A 20282-nucleotide genomic window follows, 5' to 3' on the forward strand; every position below is an offset into this window, starting at 1 on the left:
TTAGAAAAATTTATTGTTAAATTTTAAAGGTAACAAAATGAAATTATTAAAACGTTTAGTGAGCGTATTAGCGATTGTACTTGCTGTTGCAAGCAATGTATTCGCAGATGATGAAGTTCGCATTGTAATTGATGAAGGGGTTGATGGTGCACGTCCTATAGCTGTTGTGCCGTTTGCTGGATCTGCACCAGAAGATATTAGCAAAATTGTTGCTGATGATTTACGTAACAGTGGTAAGTTTAATCCTATTGCGGTGTCTCAGATGCCTCAACGTCCAACTTCAGCAGCTGAGGTAAATCCTGAAGCTTGGTCTAATATTGGAATTGACGCAATTGTGGTAGGGCAAGTTGTTCCATCTGGTAATGGTTATAGTATTACTTATCAATTAATTGACACCGTTGGTGCATCAGGTACGCCTGGAGCGGTATTAATGCAAAATAGCTATACAGTGACAAATAAATGGTTACGCTATGGTGCTCATACTGTTAGTGATGAAGTTTTTGAAAAATTAACTGCTATCCGTGGTGCCTTTAGAACTCGTATCGCTTATGTTGTGCAAAAAAATGGTGGTTCACAACCCTATGAAGTTCGTGTTGCAGACTACGATGGCTATAATCAATTTATCGTAAATCGTAGCTCTCAACCAATTATGTCACCAGCTTGGTCTCCAGATGGTCAACGTTTAGCGTATGTGTCCTTTGAAAATAAAAAATCACAACTTGTTGTACAAGATTTAAATTCTGGTGCTCGTAAAGTAGTGGCTTCTTTCCCTGGACATAATGGTGCTCCTGCATTCTCTCCGGATGGTTCACGTTTAGCCTTCGCCTCTTCACAGGATGGCTCATTAAATATTTATGTGATGAGTTCTCACGGCGGCGCGCCGACTCAATTAACTCGTGGTGCAGGTAATAATACAGAACCATCTTGGTCTCCAGACGGTAGCTCAATTTTATTTACATCCGATAGAAGTGGTTCACCACAAGTTTATCGTATGAGTGCAAACGGTGGTGGTGCAACACCGGTTGGTGGTCGCGGTAGTGCACAAATTAGCGCTGATGGCAAAACCCTTGTGATGATTAATGGAAACAATAATGTAGTTAAACAAGATCTCACATCTGGTGCATCAGAAGTACTTAGTACGTCTTTCTTAGGCGAAAGTCCAAGTCTTTCACCAAATGGAATTATGATTATTTATAGCTCTACACAAGGCTTAGGAAAGGTGCTACAATTAGTTTCTGCAGATGGTCGCTTCAAAGCGAGCCTTCCAGGAAGTAATGGCCAAGTGAAATTTCCTGCTTGGTCGCCATACTTAACTAAATAAAGAAAACTCATTGAGGAGAAATCTAATGAACAAATTTGTTAAATCATTATTAGTTGCAGGTTCTGTAGCTGCATTAGCTGCTTGTAGTTCATCTAACAACGATGCTGCAGGCAATGGCGCTGGCCAAACTTTTGGCGGTTACTCTGTTTCTGATCTTCAACAACGTTACAACACCGTATATTTCGGTTTTGACAAATACAACATCGAAGGTGAATACGTTCAAATCTTAGATGCACACGCAGCATATTTAAATGCAACTCCAGCTGCTAAAGTATTAGTAGAAGGTAACACTGACGAACGTGGTACACCAGAATACAACATCGCGTTAGGTCAACGTCGTGCAGATGCAGTTAAAGGTTATTTAGCTGGTAAAGGTGTTGATGCTGGTAAATTAGGCACAGTATCTTACGGTGAAGAAAAACCTGCAGTATTAGGTCACGATGAAGCTGCATATTCTAAAAACCGTCGTGCAGTATTAGCGTACTAATTCTTAGTATTTCTAATACTTGAAAAACAGGATCCATTTTTATTGGATCCTGTTTTTGTTTTCATCGTTTGTAATTTAACCAATTAGCTTGAAAGAATTAATTTATTCTTTTGATTCTAAAATAAATGCGCTATCATTAGTTCATCAACACAGTGGGTCGTTAGCTCAGTCGGTAGAGCAGCGGACTTTTAATCCGTTGGTCGAAGGTTCGAATCCTTCACGACCCACCACTCTCTGATTTAGTTGTCCAGTTGGGTTGTTAGCTCAGTTGGTAGAGCAGCGGACTCTTAATCCGTCGGTCGAGAGTTCGAGCCTCTCACAACCCACCATTCTTGTTTTTATTATTCATCTCTAATATTTAAATTTCTTTAATTTGCTTAAATTCTTGACTATTTTTAGCGGTTATTGTGGTAGAATACCCTTAAATTTTAGTCGGGCATCATTATGTTGGAAAATATTCGTATTGTTTTAATTGAAACTTCGCATAGCGGTAATATTGGTTCTGCTGCTAGAGCAATGAAAACAATGGGATTGACCCAGCTTTGTCTTGTTTCACCAAAATCCGTTGATGAACAATCTTATGCTCTTTCAGCTGGAGCAGAAGATATTGTAAAAAATGCTAGAGTTGTCGATAGTTTTGATGAAGCTGTCTATGATTGCTCTTTGGTGATTGGAACAAGTGCTCGTTTACGTCATTTGCAAAGTACATTGATTGAGCCTCGAGAATGCGCGGAGAAAGTTGTAGAGCATGAAGGCAAGATAGCTATTGTGTTTGGTCGTGAACGTATTGGATTAACGAATGAAGAATTGTTGAAATGTCATTACCATTTGAATATTCCGGCTAATCCTGATTATTCTTCTTTAAATTTGGCAATGGCGGTACAGTTGGTAAGCTATGAATTGCGCATGGCATTTTTAGCTAAAGATAAGAAGGAAAATTCACTTTCTTTAATAGAACAAAACTATCCAACAGCAGAACAACTCGCTTATTTTTTTGAGCACACGGAACGTGTATATCAATCACTCGGATTCATTCAAAATCAAGGTGTTATGCAAAAATTAAAGCGTTTATATTATCGCGCTCAACTTGAAAAAAATGAATTAAATATTTTAAATGGCATGCTAAGTGTGGTTGAAAAACGGATTGATCTTGATTTAGATTAATTGACTGATTTGGTAGGATATGTAAATATTGCAACATCACTTTTTGGGAACACTTTATGAAACTTACATCGAAAGGTCGTTATGCAGTCACTGCGGTTTTAGATATCGCTTTAAATGCAGAAAAAGGTCCTGTGAGCCTTGCAGATATTTCTGAACGACAACATATTTCCTTATCTTATTTAGAACAACTTTTTGCTAAATTACGTCGTGATGGATTAGTAAAAAGTGTTCGTGGACCTGGTGGTGGGTATCAGCTAGGTTTACCAAGCGATCAAATCTCAGTGGGAATGATTATTTCAGCGGTAAATGAAAATATTCATGTGACAAAATGTCTTGGTCGTGGAAATTGTCAAAATGGCGTAGAATGTTTAACTCATACATTGTGGGAAGATCTGAGTAATCGCATTGAAAGTTTTCTCAATGAAATTACTTTGGCTGAATTGGTGAGTAAACGTGAGTCAAAACGCCAAACTCATAGCGATTTTGAGAATTTATTAATTGTTAATCAATAAAGGAAAGTAGTCCGTACAGTGCAAAATGCATTAAAAGTGCGGTCAAATTTAGAATGATTTAGGAGTGAAAAATGAAATTACCTATTTATTTAGACTATGCAGCAACTTGTCCTGTGGACGAGCGTGTTGCGAAGAAAATGATGGAATTTTTAACCATTGACGGTACATTCGGTAACCCAGCTTCTCGCTCGCATAAATTTGGTTGGCAAGCAGAAGAAGCGGTTGACGTGGCTCGTAATCAAATTGCGGATCTTATTGGTGCAGATTCTCGTGAAATTGTGTTTACTTCTGGTGCGACAGAATCAGATAACCTTGCAATTAAAGGCGCTGCGCATTTTTACCAAACTAAAGGTAAACATATCATCACTTGCAAAACTGAGCATAAAGCCGTATTAGATACTTGTCGTCAATTAGAACGTGAAGGTTTTGAAGTGACTTATTTATCACCCGAGTCTGATGGGTTAATTGATTTAGAGAAATTTAAAGCCGCACTTCGTCCCGATACTATTTTAGTTTCAATTATGCATGCCAATAATGAAATTGGTGTGTTGCAAGATATTAAAGCTATTGGTGAGCTTTGTCGTGCAAATAAAACGATTTTCCACGTGGATGCAACTCAAAGTGTGGGCAAAGTTGCGATTAACTTGGAAGAGCTGCCAGTTGATTTATTATCTATGTCTAGCCATAAACTTTATGGACCTAAGGGTATTGGTGCATTATACGTTCGTCGTAAACCACGTATTCGCTTAGAAGCGATTATTCATGGCGGTGGTCATGAGCGCGGAATGCGTTCAGGTACATTACCTGTTCACCAAATCGTCGGAATGGGCGAGGCTTATCGAATTGCAAAAGAAGAAATGGCATCAGAAATGCCACGTTTAAAAGCTCTTCGTGATCGTTTATATAATGGCTTAAAAGATATTGAAGAAACCTACGTAAATGGCTCAATGGAGCACCGTTTAGATAGTAATTTAAATATTAGCTTTAACTATGTTGAAGGTGAATCTTTAATGATGGCGTTGCGTGATATTGCTGTATCTTCTGGTTCTGCTTGTACATCAGCTAGCTTAGAGCCATCTTATGTGTTACGCGCACTTGGTTTAAATGATGAGTTAGCACACAGTTCAATTCGTTTTACACTTGGCCGTTACACCACTGAAGAAGAAATTGATTACACTATTAATTTAGTAAAAGGTGCGGTGGAAAAACTTCGTGCATTATCGCCATTATGGGATATGTTTAAAGAAGGTATCGACCTTAGTACAATTGAGTGGTCTGCTCACTAGGATTTAACTGCTATTATGAAATAGCGTTTCTCAAGGATTTAAAAAAGGAAAGTTAAAATGGCTTATAGCGAAAAAGTAATCGATCATTATGAAAATCCGCGTAATGTGGGTTCTATGGATAAAAAAGATAGCAATGTTGGTACTGGCATGGTGGGTGCGCCAGCTTGTGGAGATGTAATGCAGTTACAAATTAAAGTAAATGATAACGGCATTATTGAAGATGCAAAATTCAAGACTTATGGTTGTGGTTCTGCTATTGCATCTAGCTCATTAATTACCGAGTGGGTGAAAGGTAAATCTTTAGAAGAAGCAGGCGCAATCAAAAATAGCCAAATTGCAGAAGAGTTAGAATTGCCACCAGTGAAAGTACACTGTTCCATTTTAGCGGAAGATGCAATTAAAGCGGCAATTGCTGATTACAAATCCAAAAAAGGCGAATAATATGAAAAAGTGCGGTCGGTTTTGACCGCACTTTTAGTGGTTTTGGGGGATATATGAGTATTACATTAACAGAAAAAGCCGCTCAACGAGTGAAAGCTTTTTTGGATAATCGTGGTAAAGGTATTGGCTTGCGTTTAGGCGTGAAAACATCAGGCTGTTCTGGCTTAGCTTATGTGCTTGAATTTGTTGATGTCTTAAATGAAGAAGATCAAGTTTTTGAACAACACGGTGTGAATATTATTGTCGATCCAAAAAGCTTAGTTTATCTCAATGGTATTGAGTTGGATTATGTGAAAGAAGGCTTAAATGAAGGCTTTAAATATAATAATCCAAATGTAAAAGAATCTTGTGGCTGTGGTGAAAGTTTCCATGTTTAAGGTAATAATCTAATGTTAAATCCTTTTCAAATTTTTGATTTACCCGTTGATTTTCAGTTAGATGAGAAGGCGCTAAATACACGTTATTTAGAATTACAAAAGGCGCTACATCCAGATAATTTTGTATCAAGTAGTGCGTTAGAACAACGCGTTGCGATGCAAAAATCCACCGAAGTGAATGATGCCTTAAAAACGTTAAAAGACCCAATTTTGCGAGCGGAAGCTATTATTGCGCTTAATACTGGTGAACAGATAGATCTTGAACAAAAAAGTACACAAGATGTGGCATTTTTAATGCAACAGTTACAGTGGCGAGAACAACTAGAAGAACTTGAACATCAGAAAGATGAAGGTGCATTAAACGTTTTTGTAAAAGAAATTAAACAAGAAACTCAGTCATTATTAACCGCACTTTCGGATAGTCTGAAATCCCAACAATGGACGAAAGCATCTCAACAGTGTGATAAATTACGTTTTACTAGTAAGCTTTCTGAAGAAATTGAACGTGTAGAAGAACGCCTTTTTGAACTGTAATAGATCTATATCTCAATATCCCTTGATATTATGCAAACTCTCGAACAACTAATATCTCCAGAAAACTCTGCTTGGCCTATACTTTCCCAATGGATTGAAAGTGCACGGAATCATTGTTATGTCATTAAAAAAGATCAATCAAGTGCAGAACGTGAACTTTTTACCATGCAAATGCCTACGTCATCACCAATGGGGGCTGTGATTTATGAAACAGGTGGAATTTTAATTCATCATGGTTGGTTGCGTATTTTAGGTTCAGGAAGTTTTAAATTACCGCGCGGATTGATGGATTGGAATTTTAGTAAGTCTTTTAGTCAATCTGGTGAAAAACCAAAATATTTATTGGTTGCAGATGATGTGATAGGCGGTTACTTTGCATTAAATGGTGGTTCGTTAGGCGATAACCTTGGCAAAATTTATTACTTTTCACCAAAAGATCTCACTTGGCATAATTTAAATTTTACTTATACAGAATTTTTAGCTTGGGCATTGAATGGTGATTTAGAGGCTTTTTATCAAGGTCTATTTTGGCAAAATTGGCAAGATGATGTGAAACAATTGGATGGTAATCAAATTTTTGTATTCTCGCCTGACTTAAGCGAAGAGAGAAAAATAGCGATTGATGAACGTCAAAAACACGAAGTCAATATTGAAACACATTACCAATCAAGCTTTGCAGAAAAAAATAAATTTGATTTGGCGTATTCCGTCGCATAACCAGTAGAAAAATAGCATATGGCATTATTACAAATTGCAGAACCCGGACAAGCTGCTGCACCGCATCAACATCGTTTAGCCGTTGGGATTGATTTGGGAACAACCAATTCTTTGGTTGCATCCGTGCGTAGTGGGCAATCCGTGATTCTTAATGATGAACAAGAACGTAGTCTTGTGCCATCTGTCGTTCATTATGGCGCCGCAGAAAAGAAAGTTGGTTTAGAAGCCTTTGAACAAGCCTCACTTGATCCAAAAAATACGATAATTTCGGTAAAACGCCTAATTGGTCGTAGCCTTGCTGATGTTCAGTCTCGTTATCCTAGTTTGCCTTATGAATTTGTGGCGAGCGAAAATGGATTACCTTTAATTGTTACGGCACAGGGGCCAAAAAGTCCAATTGAAGTATCCTCAGATATTTTATCGCGTTTAAATCATATTGCAGAACAACGCCTTGGTGGCGAGCTTTCGGGGGTTGTGATTACGGTTCCTGCTTATTTCGATGATGCTCAACGTCAAAGTACGAAGGATGCTGCGCGTTTAGCTGGGCTAAATGTATTACGTTTATTGAATGAACCTACTGCAGCCGCAGTCGCTTATGGATTAGATAGCGGTCAGGAAGGGATTATTGCAGTTTATGATTTAGGTGGCGGTACATTTGATATTTCAATTTTACGCTTATCAAAAGGTGTCTTTGAAGTTCTAGCAACGGGTGGCGATACTGCGCTAGGTGGTGATGATTTTGATCATTTAATTGCAGATTGGGTCGTTGAACAAACCCAAGTAAAACCACAAACCCCAAATCAACAGCGAGAACTGATAACCCTTGCTAGCCAAGCCAAAATTGCTTTAAGTACTGAGAAAAGTGCAGTGATTTCTTGGCAAAATTTTTCAGTAGAAATTTCACGAGAACAATTTAATTCGTTGATTCATTCACTGGTAAAACGTTCACTGTTAACTTGTCGCCGAGCCTTGAAAGATGCCAACATTGAATCTGAAGAAGTGCAAGCGGTGGTAATGGTTGGTGGTTCAACACGAGTGCCATATGTACGAGAGCAGGTTGGTGAGTTTTTTGGTAAAACACCACTCACTTCCATTGATCCAGATAAAGTTGTGGCACTTGGTGCAGCAATTCAAGCGGATATTTTGGTCGGTAACAAAACTGATTCTGATATGTTGTTGCTCGATGTCGTGCCGCTTTCTTTAGGCATTGAGACGATGGGGGGATTAGTAGAAAAAATTATTCCACGTAATACGACAATTCCTGTGGCTCGTGCACAAGAGTTTACTACTTTCAAAGATGGCCAAACAGCAATGACTGTTCATGTTGTACAAGGTGAACGTGAGTTGGTAGATGATTGTCGTTCTTTAGGGCGTTTTACTCTACGAGGTATTCCGGCAATGGCTGCGGGTGCCGCTCATATTCGAGTGACTTATCAAGTCGATGCAGATGGTTTATTAAGTGTGACTGCAATGGAAAAATCGACGAAAGTGCAGGCATCAATCCAAATTAAACCTTCTTATGGTTTAACAGATGAAGAAGTGACCGCAATGATTAAATCTTCTTTTGATAATGCGCAAGAGGATTTACAAGCTCGTGAATTAGCCGAGCAGCGAGTAGAAGCGGATCGTGTCATTGAAAGTGTAATTGTTGCGTTACAAGCAGATGGGGCTGAATTGCTGAGCACAGAAGAGTTTCATCATATTGAAAGTGTGTTAAAACAATTAATGGATGTAAAACAAGGTTCAGATCGTGATGCAATTGCGCAAGGAATTAAAGCCTTGGATAATGCTACCCAAGAATTTGCAGCACGTCGCATGAATGCATCGATTAATAAAGCTTTGACAGGCAAAAATTTGTCAGATATTGAAAAACCGTAAAAGCGCGGTCAGATTATTAAATAATTTTGAGGAAAGTGTTATGCCAAAAGTGATTTTTTTACCTAATGAAGAATTTTGTCCCGAAGGTATGGTCGTTGATGCAGCGGCAGGTGATAACTTATTAGAAGTTGCCCACAATGCTGGAGTAGAAATCCATCATGCTTGTGATGGTTCCTGTGCTTGTACAACCTGCCATGTGATTATCCGTGAAGGTTTTGACTCTCTAAATGAAACGAGTGATCAAGAAGAAGATATGCTGGATAAAGCTTGGGGATTAGAAATGGATAGTCGTTTATCTTGCCAATGTGTAGTGGGAGACGAAGATCTTGTGATAGAAATTCCGAAATATAATATTAACCATGCCAATGAGGCGGCCCACTAATGAAATGGACTGATACACAATTAATTGCAGAAGAACTTTACGATCGTAATCCAGATTTAGATCCAAAAACGGTTCGTTTTACTGATTTACATAAATGGATTTGTGAACTTGAGGATTTTGATGACGATCCTAATAAGTCAAACGAAGCAATTCTTGAGGCTATTTTATTGAAATGGCTGGATGAATTTGAATAATCAGAAATTTGATTGAAAAAATACCCGCACGTTGATGCGGGTATTATTTTTTAAAGATTGTTTAATTTCATTTTGGCCATTTGTTGTTCTAATTGGCTACCATTTTGTTGTGCTTGCTCAAAGCTGTTTTTAGCCGCAACTTTATCACCTTTCGCGACTTGGATATCGCCAGTTAAAATAGCTTTACGAGCATTAAAACTTTCGCCCTTCACTTGATTTAAGGTGGTTAACGCATTATCTAATTGACCTAATTGAAATTGCACCGCACTTAGACGTAATGCAACAATAGATGTTAATACTTCATCTTGAGATTGCGTTAATGCTTGATTTAAGTTTGCTTCTGCTGCTGCAAAATCTTGTTTTTCAGTCGCTTTTTTCGCTTCATCTAACAAAGTAAAGACAGCGTATGCTGTTTTGCTGTTAGCTTGCACAAATTGTTCTATATTGGCTTTTTTAGCTTGTTCATCTTGTTCTGCAGAATAGATTAAAGCATCATACTGAGCAGAAGCTTGAGCGATTTGTTCTGCTTGGTGGGCTTGCCAATAACGCCATCCAAACATACCTCCAACTCCTAAGATGAAAGCAACAATAATTGTTTTGCCATTTTCTTTCCACCAGTCTTTCAACTGGTTAATCTCTTGTTCTTCTTCAATGGAATAAGCCATGTTTTTCCCCTTTTAAATTAAAATTGAGTTTGAATATAGTTGATTACATTCACTAAATCTAAGGTTTGCTGATCTGCACCACCTTGTAAGTGTTTAACAACGACTTGTTTATTTTGTACTTCGCTTTCGCCGATAACTAATGCCAATGTTGCACCAGATTTATCTGCACGTTTAAATTGTTTTTTGAAATTACCGCCAGAGCAGTGCAACATCGTATTTAAGTGCGGTAATTCTGAGCGTACTTTTTCCGCTAATTCAAAAGCGGGTAATGTTGCGCCTTCACCTTGATAAACAACATAAATATCTACCGCACTTTTCACAGGAACATTTGGATTCACTTCTTGTACCAACAAGACTAAACGTTCTAATCCCATCGCAAATCCGATGCTTGGCGTTGCGTGTCCGCCAAGTTGTTCCACTAAACCGTCATAACGACCGCCGCCACACACGGTACCTTGTGCGCCAAGAGCAGAGGTTACCCATTCAAATACAGTTTTGTTGTAATAATCTAAGCCACGAACGAGCTTAGGATTAATTTCATATTGAATACCCACTGCATCTAATAATGAACATAATTGTTCAAAATGCTCACAGCTTTCATCATCTAAATAATCAAGTAATTTTGGCGCGTTATCTAATACTTTTTGTAATTCTGGATTTTTGGTATCCAAAATACGAAGCGGATTTTTTACCAAGCGATCTTTTTCTTCATCGCTCATTAAATCTTGATGGTTTTCTAAGAATCCAACCAAAGCTGAACGATAATTTGCGCGTGCTTCTAAAGAACCAATTGAATTAAGTTGAAGTGTAACATGTTGATCGATACCTAATGCTTTCCATAAACGGTAGGTAAGCATGATTAATTCTGCATCGATTTCTGGATTCGCAATACCGAATACCTCAACACCTGCTTGATGGAATTGACGATAACGACCTTTTTGTGGACGTTCATGACGGAACATTGGTCCCATATACCATAAGCGTTGTTCATTGTTATAGATCCAACCGTGTTCAATGGCAGCACGCACGCAACCTGCAGTGCCTTCAGGGCGTAAGGTTAATTGTTCATCGTTATCCCAAAATGTGTACATTTCTTTTGAAACAACATCTGTTACTTCACCGATTGCACGCGCAAACAATGGTGTGCTTTCTACAACTGGCATACGCACTTCGGAATAACCGTAGTTGTTTAATACCTGGCGTACTTGTGCTTCAATCCATTGCCATAATGGAGATTCAGTAGGGGAGCAATCGTTCATTCCGCGGATTGCTTGAATAGTTTTAGCCACGAGCTTTCCTTAAATAATTCTGTTTTTTGGATCTTGTTGTGCAACTTTTGCACGAATTTTTGCTTCTAATTGGTTAACAATATCTTCGTTATCGAAGCGTTCTTTTTGACGTTCGCCATTAAGATAATAACCGCTTTTTTTGTTACCACCAGTTACCCCGAGATCGGATACGAGTGCTTCACCTGGACCATTCACTACGCAACCGATAATTGATACATCCATTGGTGTAATAATATCTTCAAGGCGTTGTTCTAACGCATTTACTGTACCTATTACATCAAACTCTTGGCGAGAACACGTTGGGCACGCAATAAAATTAATGCCACGAGAGCGAATTCGTAAAGATTTAAGAATATCAAAACCTACTTTAATTTCCTCTACAGGATCGGCTGCTAATGATACACGTAATGTGTCACCAATACCTTCGGCAAGTAACATGCCTAAACCTATTGCTGATTTAACCGCACCTGCTCGCGCGCCACCAGCCTCTGTAATACCTAAATGCAATGGCTGTTTGATAGATTTAGCAAGTAAACGATAAGCTTCTACCGCTAAGAAGACATCGGAGGCTTTTACACTCACTTTAAATTGATCGAAATTAAGACGATCTAGAATTTCTACATGACGTAATGCTGATTCTAATAACGCTTCTGGTGTTGGCTCGCCGTATTTTTCTTGCAGATCTTTTTCTAAAGAGCCTGCGTTTACGCCGATACGAATCGGAATATTTTTGTCACGAGCACAATCAACAACGGCACGGATGCGATCTTCACGACCAATATTGCCGGGATTGATACGTAAACAATCTACTCCATATTCTGCGACTTTTAGCGCAATACGATAGTCGAAATGAATATCTGCTACGAGGGGGACATTCACTTGCTGTTTAATTTGTTTAAATGCTTCTGCAGCATCCATTGTTGGAACAGATACGCGAACGATATCTGCACCAACACGTTCTAATGATTTAATTTGAGCAACTGTCGCCTCCACATCAGTGGTGCGAGTATTTGTCATTGATTGCACGGCAATTGGCGCATCACCACCAACTGGTACATTTCCTACATAAATTTTTGTCGATTCACGACGCTTAATGCTTGGTTGAAAAGCTGACATCTTTTTCCTTATTAAGGTTGTGAAAGTTTGAATTTTGCTATGCGGCCATCCACTTTTAATGGATAATTTTCACCTTTATAGGTGATACGAACATTACTTGGTGCGCCAACAATTAATGAAAACTCATCACCATTAAAAGTTAATATTTCACCTTTTTTATACTCTTTTTGTGCTAATACTCGGCGATTTTTATCTTTTACACTGAGCCAGCTCGTATTATTTAAGATTTCTACAATCAAGTCTCCTTTCACACTAGGGACAGCTGGAGAAATTGATGGGTTTTCTACCGTACTTTGAGTGTCTGAAACTGATTTTTCATCATTTTTTGTTTGTGGAACAGCATTTTCTTGTGCTATTTCTGGTAACACATTATTTGTCATTTCTACTGGTTGTGAGACAGCTGCTGTTGTTTCTGGTAAAGTTTTATTACTTTCTTCTGTCGTCACAGGAACTGTGGCTGACTGATTGTTTTCGTTAGCAGCAACATAGCTTTGTACTAAGTCATCACGTTCTTGGTTATTTTGTTGGTAACTTTGCCACCACCAAAGTCCAGTCATGCCAAGGACTAAAAGAAGTACAATGATAGATAAACGTCCGACCCAACGAGAGTGCGATGAATATTGATTTACTTCACGAGTTGAACGGGCATTTTTACTCAGATCGTTTTTATCATTTTCTGCAAATGTAATACTCTCCCATACAGAATCGGGTAAGCGTAAGAACTTGGCATAGCTGCGCACATAACCTTTTACAAAGATTGCAGGGGTAGATTTTTGAATAAATTCGTTGTTTTCAAGTTGCTGTAATATGGAAGGACGCAGCGCAATTTCTTTGGCGACGTCTTCGAGAGAAAGATTCAAGTTTTCACGTGCTTGGCGAAAAATCTCACCTGGTGAAAGTTCTTGCTCAGTTGTTGGATTCATAAATTTAATCAAATAATATGCGATAAATAAAGGCTAAATTTTAAAGTCCAACGCTTGATTTGGCAATGCTTTATTTGAAGGTATTAAATTTTTCCGCTCGTTTACTATCAGTTTGTCGCAATTTTTGTAATGCTTGTTGATAAATATCCATTTTTTGAGCGGAATAAGCACAAATAGCCATATTTTCAAATGTATCTGCTTGATGATAATAATTAGGTGAATTCAGTGCGAGTTGAAATTGCTGTTGAGCTTGTTCAAATTGCTTTTGACGACATAAAAATGTACCAAAATTATTATGCAAGTCTCCCTGTTGATTATTGAGCTTTAAAGCTATTTCATATTCACGATGTGCATTCTCGATTTCCCCTTGTTGCTGATAATAATGCGCAAGCCCTGAATGCACGAGATAGTAATCTTTATCGTGTTGAAGTGCTTTATCTAAGTTGATTTTGGCTAGTTGAGGATTACCTTGTTGAAGGTAACCGAGGGCAAGTTCTACACGAGCTTTCGCTGCTGATTGTTGATTAAAATCTTGAATTGTTGATTGAAAAACGCAAGCAGAAAAAATGAAAGGGAAAATAACCGCACTTAATTGTTTACTTATTGTTTGCATTTTTTCTCCTTTTAACAGGGGAGGAAGAAATATTTAATATGCTTTAATTTGTATGAAAACATAGGGCATGTGAACTTGATTAATTCACATGCCTAGAATATTAATTAACTTCTGTCACCCCAATATTTTGTCCAAATTGGCGTTTCATTGCCGTACGTTTAGTACGATCGATAACATCTCCAGCTAACTGTCCGCAAGCTGCATCAATGTCATCTCCACGCGTTTTACGAATAATCACGGTAAAGCCATATTCCATCAAGGTTTTTTGGAAACGGTCAATACGCGTATTCGAGCTTTTTGCATAAGGTGCTTCAGGGAACGGATTCCACGGAATTAAATTAATTTTACAAGGCGTATTTTTTAATACTTCTGCAAGTTGATGAGCATGTTCTACGCTATCATTTACATGATCGAGCATGACATATTCAATTGTCACTTTGCCGTGATTCGCATTTGATACACTCAAATAACGATTTACTGAGTCAATCAAGGTTTTGATATTATATTTTTTGTTGATTGGCACAATTTCATCACGTAATTCATCGTTTGGGGCATGTAATGAAATAGCCAAAGCCACATCGATCATTTTGCTCAAATTATCTAGTGCTGGCACAACGCCAGAAGTTGATAAAGTGACACGACGTTTTGATAAACCGTAGGCAAAATCATCTAACATAATTTCCATTGCGGGAACAACGTTAGCGACATTTAACAAGGGTTCGCCCATTCCCATCATTACCACATTGGTAATTGGTCTAATGCCAGTCACTCCAAAGTTACCAATAATTTTAGATGCTCTCCAAACTTGGCCGATAATTTCTGAAACCGTTAAATTGCGATTAAATCCTTGTTGTGCTGTTGAACAGAATGTACAAGCTAAGGCACAGCCAACTTGGGAAGATACACAAAGCGTCGCGCGATCTGCTTCGGGGATATACACGGTTTCAACTTGCTGCTCGCCCACTTGCATTGCCCATTTTATCGTGCCATCACTAGAACGCTGTTCAACTGCAACCTCTGGGGCTTTAATTTCTGCAACAGCCTTAAGTTTTTCACGTAATTTTTTATTAATATTTGTCATATTGTCGAAGTTATCTTCGCCAAAATGATAAATCCATTTTACTAACTGATCTGCTCGGAATGGTTTTTCGCCGAGTTCTTTAAAAAATTCGCGCATTTGTTGGCGCGTTAAATCCATTAGATTAATTTTTTTAGCTGGTGCATCTGATTGCACTGACAATAATTCTGACATTTTAGCCTCGTTATTACACATTGTGGCGATAGCGTTGTGCTGGTGTTTTTATTAAAAACTCACAACGAAAAATTCGCAATTAAAAAATGAACGGCGATTGTACAGATTTGTCACCGCATAATCTAGCGGAATTGAAAAACGATGGAAAATATCACCGCACTTTTTTGCGATCTAGATCGCAAATATTTCCAATTACTGAGTAAAAAGTGCGGTAAAATGTAAGCCTATTTTCTAAGGTGACTAATAATGTTTAAAAAAGCTTTATTTATTTTATCTTTGCATCCTTCTTTTGCAGTGGCACAGTCTTATGTTGTGTATGATTTTACACATAATCGAGTGTTGGAAAGCCATGCGCCTGATAGCGTTCAGCCCATTGCTTCTGTAACGAAATTAATGACGGCGAACGTTTTTCTAGAGAATAATACAAATCCTAATTGTACCATTGCGATAACCAGTGACGATCGTGATTATATTAAAGGTACAAGCACCAAATTACCTATGAATGTGCCGATAGCTTGCAGAGAATTATTAAAGGCGATGCTTGTGCATTCTGATAACTATGCCGCTCATGCGCTTTCTCGTGCTGCAGGAATGAGCAGAATACAATTTATTCATAAAATGAATGAAAAAGCTCGCCAATTAGGCATGTATTCTACTCGTTTTCATGATAGTTCAGGTTTATCGAGTAGCAATATCTCCAGTCCTATGGATTTAGTTAAACTTGCTAAACATTCTTTAAATAAACCTGAAATTCGACAACTATCTAACATCAGCGCTACGAATATCCAAGCAGGAAGACATAGCGTATTAATGAAAAATACAAATAAATTAGTGCGTGATGAAATTTTTGATGCTGTGGTAAATAAGACTGGCTACATTCGAGAATCTGGTTATAACCTTGTTTTCATCAATAAACACCCATGTAAAAGTTCTACCATCGGTGTAATTAGTCTCAATAATTCTTCTTCTGCATATCGTTCTAGCTTTACTAAAAACAAATTAGAAAAATACGGTTGTACTGCATTGAATGGACGAACCATTCATGATGTTGAAGGCGAGGCACAATATGAAGATGGCTATGATGAAGAAGGTTTAAATGACCTAATAAAGAAAGTATCAGGCTAATAGAATAACCGTTGAACACATAGGGAAAATCTATCACATTTTTTGTTATTCTCTATGTAATTAAAAATAATCACTTAATTTGATAATTATTTTCATTTGAAAAGTGTAATAAAAATAGTACTATTATCTGTGATGAATAATTGTTGAGCTGTTGAGCGATTATTCAGGCATCCAATCTAATACTTTTTTATAAGGACATCTTATGCGAAATTCATTAAAAATTATGACCGCACTTGCACTTGGTTTATTTACAATGCAGGCTAATGCAAAATTCAAAGTCGTCACCACCTTTACCGTGATTCAAGATATCGCGCAAAATGTGGCAGGCAATGCAGCTACAGTGGAATCTATCACCAAACCAGGTGCTGAAATTCATGAATATGAACCTACTCCAAAAGACATTGTGAAAGCACAATCTGCCGATTTAATTCTATGGAACGGCTTAAATTTGGAACGTTGGTTTGAACGTTTCTTCCAAAATATTAAAGACAAACCAGCAGTAGTGGTGACTGAAGGTATTCAACCATTGTCTATTTATGAAGGCCCGTATAAAGATGCGCCTAACCCACATGCGTGGATGTCGCCATCTAATGCATTAATTTATATTGAAAATATTAAAAATGCATTGGTGAAATACGATCCACAAAATGCAGCAGTGTACGAAAAAAATGCCGCTGATTATGCTCAAAAAATTAAACAACTTGATGAGCCACTTCGTGCAAAATTAGCACAGATTCCAGAAGCTCAACGTTGGCTTGTGACAAGTGAAGGTGCTTTCAGTTATTTGGCGAAAGATTACAACTTAAAAGAAGGCTACTTATGGCCAATTAATGCTGAACAACAAGGCACCCCACAACAAGTGCGTAAAGTGATTGATTTAGTTCGTAAAAATAATATTCCTGTTGTGTTTAGTGAAAGTACAATTTCAGCAAAACCAGCACAACAAGTAGCGAAAGAAAGTGGCGCAAAATACGGTGGCGTATTGTATGTTGATTCACTTTCAGCGAAAAAAGGCCCAGTGCCAACTTATATTGATTTGCTTAACGTAACTGTATCAACCATTGTTAAAGGATTCGGAAAATAATGGACTCTTTCTCGACATCAATTTGGGTTAATGATGTAACTGTTCGTTACAACAATGGCCACACAGCTATTCACAATATGACGTTCTCATTAAACAGTGGAACTATTTGTGCATTAGTGGGTGTGAATGGCAGTGGTAAATCCACGTTATTTAAAAGCATAATGGGGCTTGTGAAGCCACAACAAGGTGAAATCAAGCTTTGTGATTTGCCAATTTCCCAAGCACTGAAACGTAATTTAGTTGCTTATGTTCCACAATCTGAAGAAGTAGACTGGCAATTTCCTGTGTCAGTGTATGATGTCGTGATGATGGGGCGTTATGGGTATATGAATTTCCTTCGTATCCCCAAAGCGATTGATAAACAAAAAGTTCAAGAGGCGATGCAGCGAGTGAACATTGAGCATCTCGCACATCGTCAAATCGGTGAGTTATCTGGCGGGCAGAAAAAACGCGTGTTTTTGGCCCGCGCTTTAGCACAACAAAGTCCAATTATTTTATTGGATGAACCTTTCACTGGCGTTGATGTAAAAACTGAAAATGCTATTGTTGATCTTCTTCAACAGCTTCGAGAAGAAGGTCATCTTATTCTTGTCTCAACTCATAACTTAGGTTCTGTCCCAGATTTCTGTGATCAAGTAGTGATGATTAATCGTACGGTGATTGCAGCAGGGAAAACGGAAGATACCTTTAACCAACATAATTTGGAAATTGTGTTTGGTGGGGTATTACGCCATATTAAATTATTGGGTGAAAATTTACATAATGATGAGGATAAACGTGCGGTTACCGTCTTAACAGATGATGAAAAAGCCGTTGTATTCTATGGCGAAACTAAGCAAGATCCTCCAGCGCCAACAACACAGGATTGCCATTTCGAAGACTGTCCTTGTAAAAGTGCGGTGAAAAAAGAGGAGGGTTAAGGCATGTTAGCATTATTATTAGAACCTTTTTCCTATGATTATATGCTCAAGGCGATGATCTTGAGTACGGCAGTGGGTGGGATTTGTGCTTTTTTGTCTTCATATTTAATGCTTAAAGGCTGGTCTTTGATTGGTGATGCACTTTCTCATTCTGTTGTGCCTGGTGTCGCGATAGCTTATGCCTTTTCTTTGCCTTATGCCCTTGGTGCATTTTTTGCTGGAATTTTAGCCGCACTTTCCATTCTTTGGATTAAATCCATTTCTAAACTGAAAGAAGATGCTGTGATAGGTTTTATTTTCAGTACTTTCTTTGCATTAGGTCTATTGATCATTTCTTTAAATCCAACAGCAGTAGATGTGCAAAGCATCATTTTAGGCAATATTTTAGGCATTGCTGACGAAGATATTTACCAAGTGGCAATTATCATCGGTGTTTGTTTAGTATTGCTTTTATTATTCTGGAAAGACTTATTACTTATCTTTTTTGATGAAACACAGGCAAGAACGGTAGGGCTTTCGCCATTATTTTATAAAGTTTTGTTTTTTACTCTATTAAGTGCTTGTGTGGTTGCTGCCTTGCAAACTGTAGGCGCGATTTTAGTGATTGCGATGGTCGTTACCCCAGGTGCGACAGCATATTTACTCACAGATAAATTCAAAACCTTGTCAATCATCGCGATTATTTTAGGGGCGGTGACAAGTTTTGTTGGGGTCTATATTAGCTATTATTTAGATGGTGCCACTGGCGGTGTGATTGTCACATTGCAAACCATATTGTTTTTAGCTGCTTTTTTATTTTCACCAAAATATGGCTTACTTACTCGCAATAAAAAGGCGGTAGAAAATGTTTGATTGGCTTTTAGAACCGCTACAATTTGAGTTTATGCAAAATGCCTTGTTGACCGCATTTATTGTTTCAATTATTTGTGCATTGCTTTCTTGCTATTTAGTCTTGAAAGGTTGGTCATTAATGGGCGATGCGATTTCCCATGCCGTCTTGCCTGGTATTGTACTTGCTTATTTGGCAGGAATACCTTTAGCGATTGGGGCATTTTTTTCAGGCATTTTTTGCTCCCTTGGCGTGGGATATTTAAAAGAAAATAGTCGTATAAAAGAAGATACCGCAATGGGCATTGTATTTTCTGGAATGTTTGCTATTGGTCTTGTTATGTTCACCAAAATTCAAACAGAACAGCATTTAACGCATATTTTGTTTGGTAATGTATTGGGTGTTAGTCATCAAGAGCTTATTCAAAGTGCGGTTATTTCTGCGATAATTTTTTGTATGATTGTCTTTAAACGCAAAGACTTTTTGCTTTATTGTTTTGACCCTAGTCATGCTCGTGTTGCAGGTCTTTCTCCAAAGATTTTACATTATGGCTTATTAATGTTGCTTGCTTTAACCATTGTAAGCACGATGCAAGTGGTAGGCGTTATTTTGGTGGTGGCAATGTTAATTGCGCCAGGAATTACCGCACTTACGCTCACAAAATCTTTTGATAAAATGTTATGGATTGCTATTGTCAGTTCCATTACATCAAGTCTAATTGGCGTAATATTGAGCTACCATTTTGATGCGTCAACTGGCGCTTGTATTATTCTGTTGCAAGCTGTCTTTTTTGTTATTGCATTAGCTTATAGCAAAATTAAAACAAGATAATTTCTCTTCTTTAAAAACGGCACAAGCTTAAGTTTGTGCCGTTTTTGTTCGATGAAATATTCTTTCAACTTCCACAAATTATTTATTTTATATAAGTCATTCTTTATCTTATTTTCCTCATTATTTTCAAAATCTTCTTTAGCTGAATTTTGTGGTATCTCTTATTGAATAGATATATGTGAGGATTTAACGTAGAGAAAAATCGAAATGAATAACTATAAAATAACGTCGCATACTTTGTAATATCTATTGGCCTTAAATGTTTTAAAAAGACTCTAGATTTTTTATTTTTAGAGCAAACAAAAAGGCGAATCCTTCGGTTCGCCTTTATAGTGTCTAATT

23 protein-coding genes and 2 tRNA genes are annotated in these 20282 nt (G+C 37.8%); 19 read left to right on the forward strand and 6 right to left on the reverse strand.

Annotation, left to right across the window (positions count from 1 at the left end; translation table 11 throughout):
• The first annotated feature begins 37 nt into the window (after positions 1 to 37).
• From tolB to iscX, 14 genes are all read left to right on the forward strand, one after another.
• Positions 38 to 1321: a Tol-Pal system beta propeller repeat protein TolB gene (gene tolB, locus AAX18_RS04560; protein WP_009766717.1), complete on the forward strand. Its 1284-nt coding sequence runs from the start codon at positions 38 to 40 to the stop codon at positions 1319 to 1321.
• A gap of 25 nt (positions 1322 to 1346) precedes the next feature.
• Positions 1347 to 1808 (forward strand): peptidoglycan-associated lipoprotein Pal, encoded by a 462-nt coding sequence (pal, locus tag AAX18_RS04565; protein WP_005626966.1) that lies wholly within the window; start codon positions 1347 to 1349, stop codon positions 1806 to 1808.
• Between the two features lie 154 nt (positions 1809 to 1962).
• A tRNA-Lys gene (locus AAX18_RS04570) sits at positions 1963 to 2038 on the forward strand.
• 23 nt (positions 2039 to 2061) lie between these two features.
• A tRNA-Lys gene (locus AAX18_RS04575) sits at positions 2062 to 2137 on the forward strand.
• Between the two features lie 115 nt (positions 2138 to 2252).
• Positions 2253 to 2972, forward strand: coding sequence for a tRNA (cytosine(32)/uridine(32)-2'-O)-methyltransferase TrmJ (gene trmJ, locus AAX18_RS04580; RefSeq protein ID WP_046953115.1), 720 nt, complete (start codon positions 2253 to 2255; stop codon positions 2970 to 2972).
• A 56-nt stretch (positions 2973 to 3028) separates the two neighbouring features.
• Positions 3029 to 3484 carry a Fe-S cluster assembly transcriptional regulator IscR gene (gene iscR, locus AAX18_RS04585; protein WP_005630093.1) on the forward strand — a complete coding sequence of 152 codons (456 nt, stop codon included), beginning with the start codon at positions 3029 to 3031 and terminating at the stop codon, positions 3482 to 3484.
• Between the two features lie 71 nt (positions 3485 to 3555).
• Entirely contained in the window at positions 3556 to 4770 is a 1215-nt protein-coding gene (locus AAX18_RS04590) for an IscS subfamily cysteine desulfurase (RefSeq protein WP_005634106.1), read from the forward strand.
• Positions 4771 to 4827: 57 nt separating this feature from the next.
• Positions 4828 to 5211: a Fe-S cluster assembly scaffold IscU gene (gene iscU, locus AAX18_RS04595; RefSeq protein WP_005626962.1), complete on the forward strand. Its 384-nt coding sequence runs from the start codon at positions 4828 to 4830 to the stop codon at positions 5209 to 5211.
• A 53-nt stretch (positions 5212 to 5264) separates the two neighbouring features.
• Positions 5265 to 5588, forward strand: coding sequence for an iron-sulfur cluster assembly protein IscA (iscA, locus tag AAX18_RS04600; RefSeq protein ID WP_005626961.1), 324 nt, complete (start codon positions 5265 to 5267; stop codon positions 5586 to 5588).
• Positions 5589 to 5600: 12 nt separating this feature from the next.
• Positions 5601 to 6122 (forward strand): Fe-S protein assembly co-chaperone HscB, encoded by a 522-nt coding sequence (gene hscB / locus AAX18_RS04605; RefSeq protein ID WP_009766719.1) that lies wholly within the window; start codon positions 5601 to 5603, stop codon positions 6120 to 6122.
• A gap of 30 nt (positions 6123 to 6152) precedes the next feature.
• Positions 6153 to 6839 (forward strand): DUF2625 domain-containing protein, encoded by a 687-nt coding sequence (locus AAX18_RS04610; protein ID WP_046953116.1) that lies wholly within the window; start codon positions 6153 to 6155, stop codon positions 6837 to 6839.
• An 18-nt stretch (positions 6840 to 6857) separates the two neighbouring features.
• Positions 6858 to 8717 (forward strand): Fe-S protein assembly chaperone HscA, encoded by a 1860-nt coding sequence (hscA, locus tag AAX18_RS04615; protein WP_046953117.1) that lies wholly within the window; start codon positions 6858 to 6860, stop codon positions 8715 to 8717.
• 40 nt (positions 8718 to 8757) lie between these two features.
• Positions 8758 to 9099: an ISC system 2Fe-2S type ferredoxin gene (gene fdx, locus AAX18_RS04620; protein ID WP_005640724.1), complete on the forward strand. Its 342-nt coding sequence runs from the start codon at positions 8758 to 8760 to the stop codon at positions 9097 to 9099.
• Positions 9099 to 9293 carry a Fe-S cluster assembly protein IscX gene (gene iscX / locus AAX18_RS04625; RefSeq protein WP_005626949.1) on the forward strand — a complete coding sequence of 65 codons (195 nt, stop codon included), beginning with the start codon at positions 9099 to 9101 and terminating at the stop codon, positions 9291 to 9293. The genes fdx and iscX overlap by 1 nt, the downstream gene beginning before the upstream one ends.
• A gap of 50 nt (positions 9294 to 9343) precedes the next feature.
• Here iscX and AAX18_RS04630 read toward each other — a convergent pair whose 3' ends face one another.
• The 6 genes from AAX18_RS04630 to rlmN all read right to left on the reverse strand — a co-directional run bounded on the left by AAX18_RS04630 (position 9344) and on the right by rlmN (position 15151).
• A complete protein-coding gene (locus tag AAX18_RS04630) occupies positions 9344 to 9958 on the reverse strand; it encodes a YfgM family protein (protein ID WP_046953118.1) in 615 nt (204 codons plus the stop codon).
• 17 nt (positions 9959 to 9975) lie between these two features.
• On the reverse strand, positions 9976 to 11247 hold the full coding sequence (gene hisS, locus AAX18_RS04635; RefSeq protein ID WP_046953119.1) for a histidine--tRNA ligase: 1272 nt from the start codon (positions 11245 to 11247) through the stop codon (positions 9976 to 9978).
• Positions 11248 to 11256: 9 nt separating this feature from the next.
• On the reverse strand, positions 11257 to 12363 hold the full coding sequence (gene ispG / locus AAX18_RS04640; RefSeq protein WP_005630108.1) for a flavodoxin-dependent (E)-4-hydroxy-3-methylbut-2-enyl-diphosphate synthase: 1107 nt from the start codon (positions 12361 to 12363) through the stop codon (positions 11257 to 11259).
• Positions 12364 to 12374: 11 nt separating this feature from the next.
• Positions 12375 to 13286, reverse strand: a complete 912-nt coding sequence (locus AAX18_RS04645; protein WP_046953120.1) for a RodZ domain-containing protein — start codon at positions 13284 to 13286, stop codon at positions 12375 to 12377.
• A gap of 70 nt (positions 13287 to 13356) precedes the next feature.
• Positions 13357 to 13899, reverse strand: a complete 543-nt coding sequence (pilW, locus tag AAX18_RS04650) for a type IV pilus biogenesis/stability protein PilW (RefSeq protein ID WP_046953121.1) — start codon at positions 13897 to 13899, stop codon at positions 13357 to 13359.
• Between the two features lie 100 nt (positions 13900 to 13999).
• Positions 14000 to 15151, reverse strand: a complete 1152-nt coding sequence (gene rlmN / locus AAX18_RS04655; RefSeq protein WP_046953122.1) for a dual-specificity RNA methyltransferase RlmN — start codon at positions 15149 to 15151, stop codon at positions 14000 to 14002.
• 246 nt (positions 15152 to 15397) lie between these two features.
• On the opposite strand from rlmN, the gene AAX18_RS04660 reads away from it, so the two are divergent.
• The 5 genes from AAX18_RS04660 (at position 15398) to AAX18_RS04680 (ending at position 19940) form a co-directional block, all read left to right on the forward strand.
• Positions 15398 to 16276: a D-alanyl-D-alanine carboxypeptidase family protein gene (locus AAX18_RS04660; RefSeq protein WP_046953123.1), complete on the forward strand. Its 879-nt coding sequence runs from the start codon at positions 15398 to 15400 to the stop codon at positions 16274 to 16276.
• Positions 16277 to 16478: 202 nt separating this feature from the next.
• Positions 16479 to 17360 carry a metal ABC transporter substrate-binding protein gene (locus AAX18_RS04665; protein ID WP_046953124.1) on the forward strand — a complete coding sequence of 294 codons (882 nt, stop codon included), beginning with the start codon at positions 16479 to 16481 and terminating at the stop codon, positions 17358 to 17360.
• Positions 17360 to 18280 carry an ATP-binding cassette domain-containing protein gene (locus AAX18_RS04670; protein WP_032825517.1) on the forward strand — a complete coding sequence of 307 codons (921 nt, stop codon included), beginning with the start codon at positions 17360 to 17362 and terminating at the stop codon, positions 18278 to 18280. The genes AAX18_RS04665 and AAX18_RS04670 overlap by 1 nt, the downstream gene beginning before the upstream one ends.
• A 3-nt stretch (positions 18281 to 18283) precedes the next feature.
• Entirely contained in the window at positions 18284 to 19132 is an 849-nt protein-coding gene (locus tag AAX18_RS04675; protein ID WP_046953125.1) for a metal ABC transporter permease, read from the forward strand.
• On the forward strand, positions 19125 to 19940 hold the full coding sequence (locus AAX18_RS04680) for a metal ABC transporter permease (RefSeq protein WP_005637468.1): 816 nt from the start codon (positions 19125 to 19127) through the stop codon (positions 19938 to 19940). The genes AAX18_RS04675 and AAX18_RS04680 overlap by 8 nt, the downstream gene beginning before the upstream one ends.
• Positions 19941 to 20282 lie beyond the last annotated feature (342 nt).

The sequence above is a fragment of the Haemophilus haemolyticus genome (assembly GCF_001008205.1).
Lineage (GTDB): Bacteria > Pseudomonadota > Gammaproteobacteria > Enterobacterales > Pasteurellaceae > Haemophilus > Haemophilus haemolyticus_Q.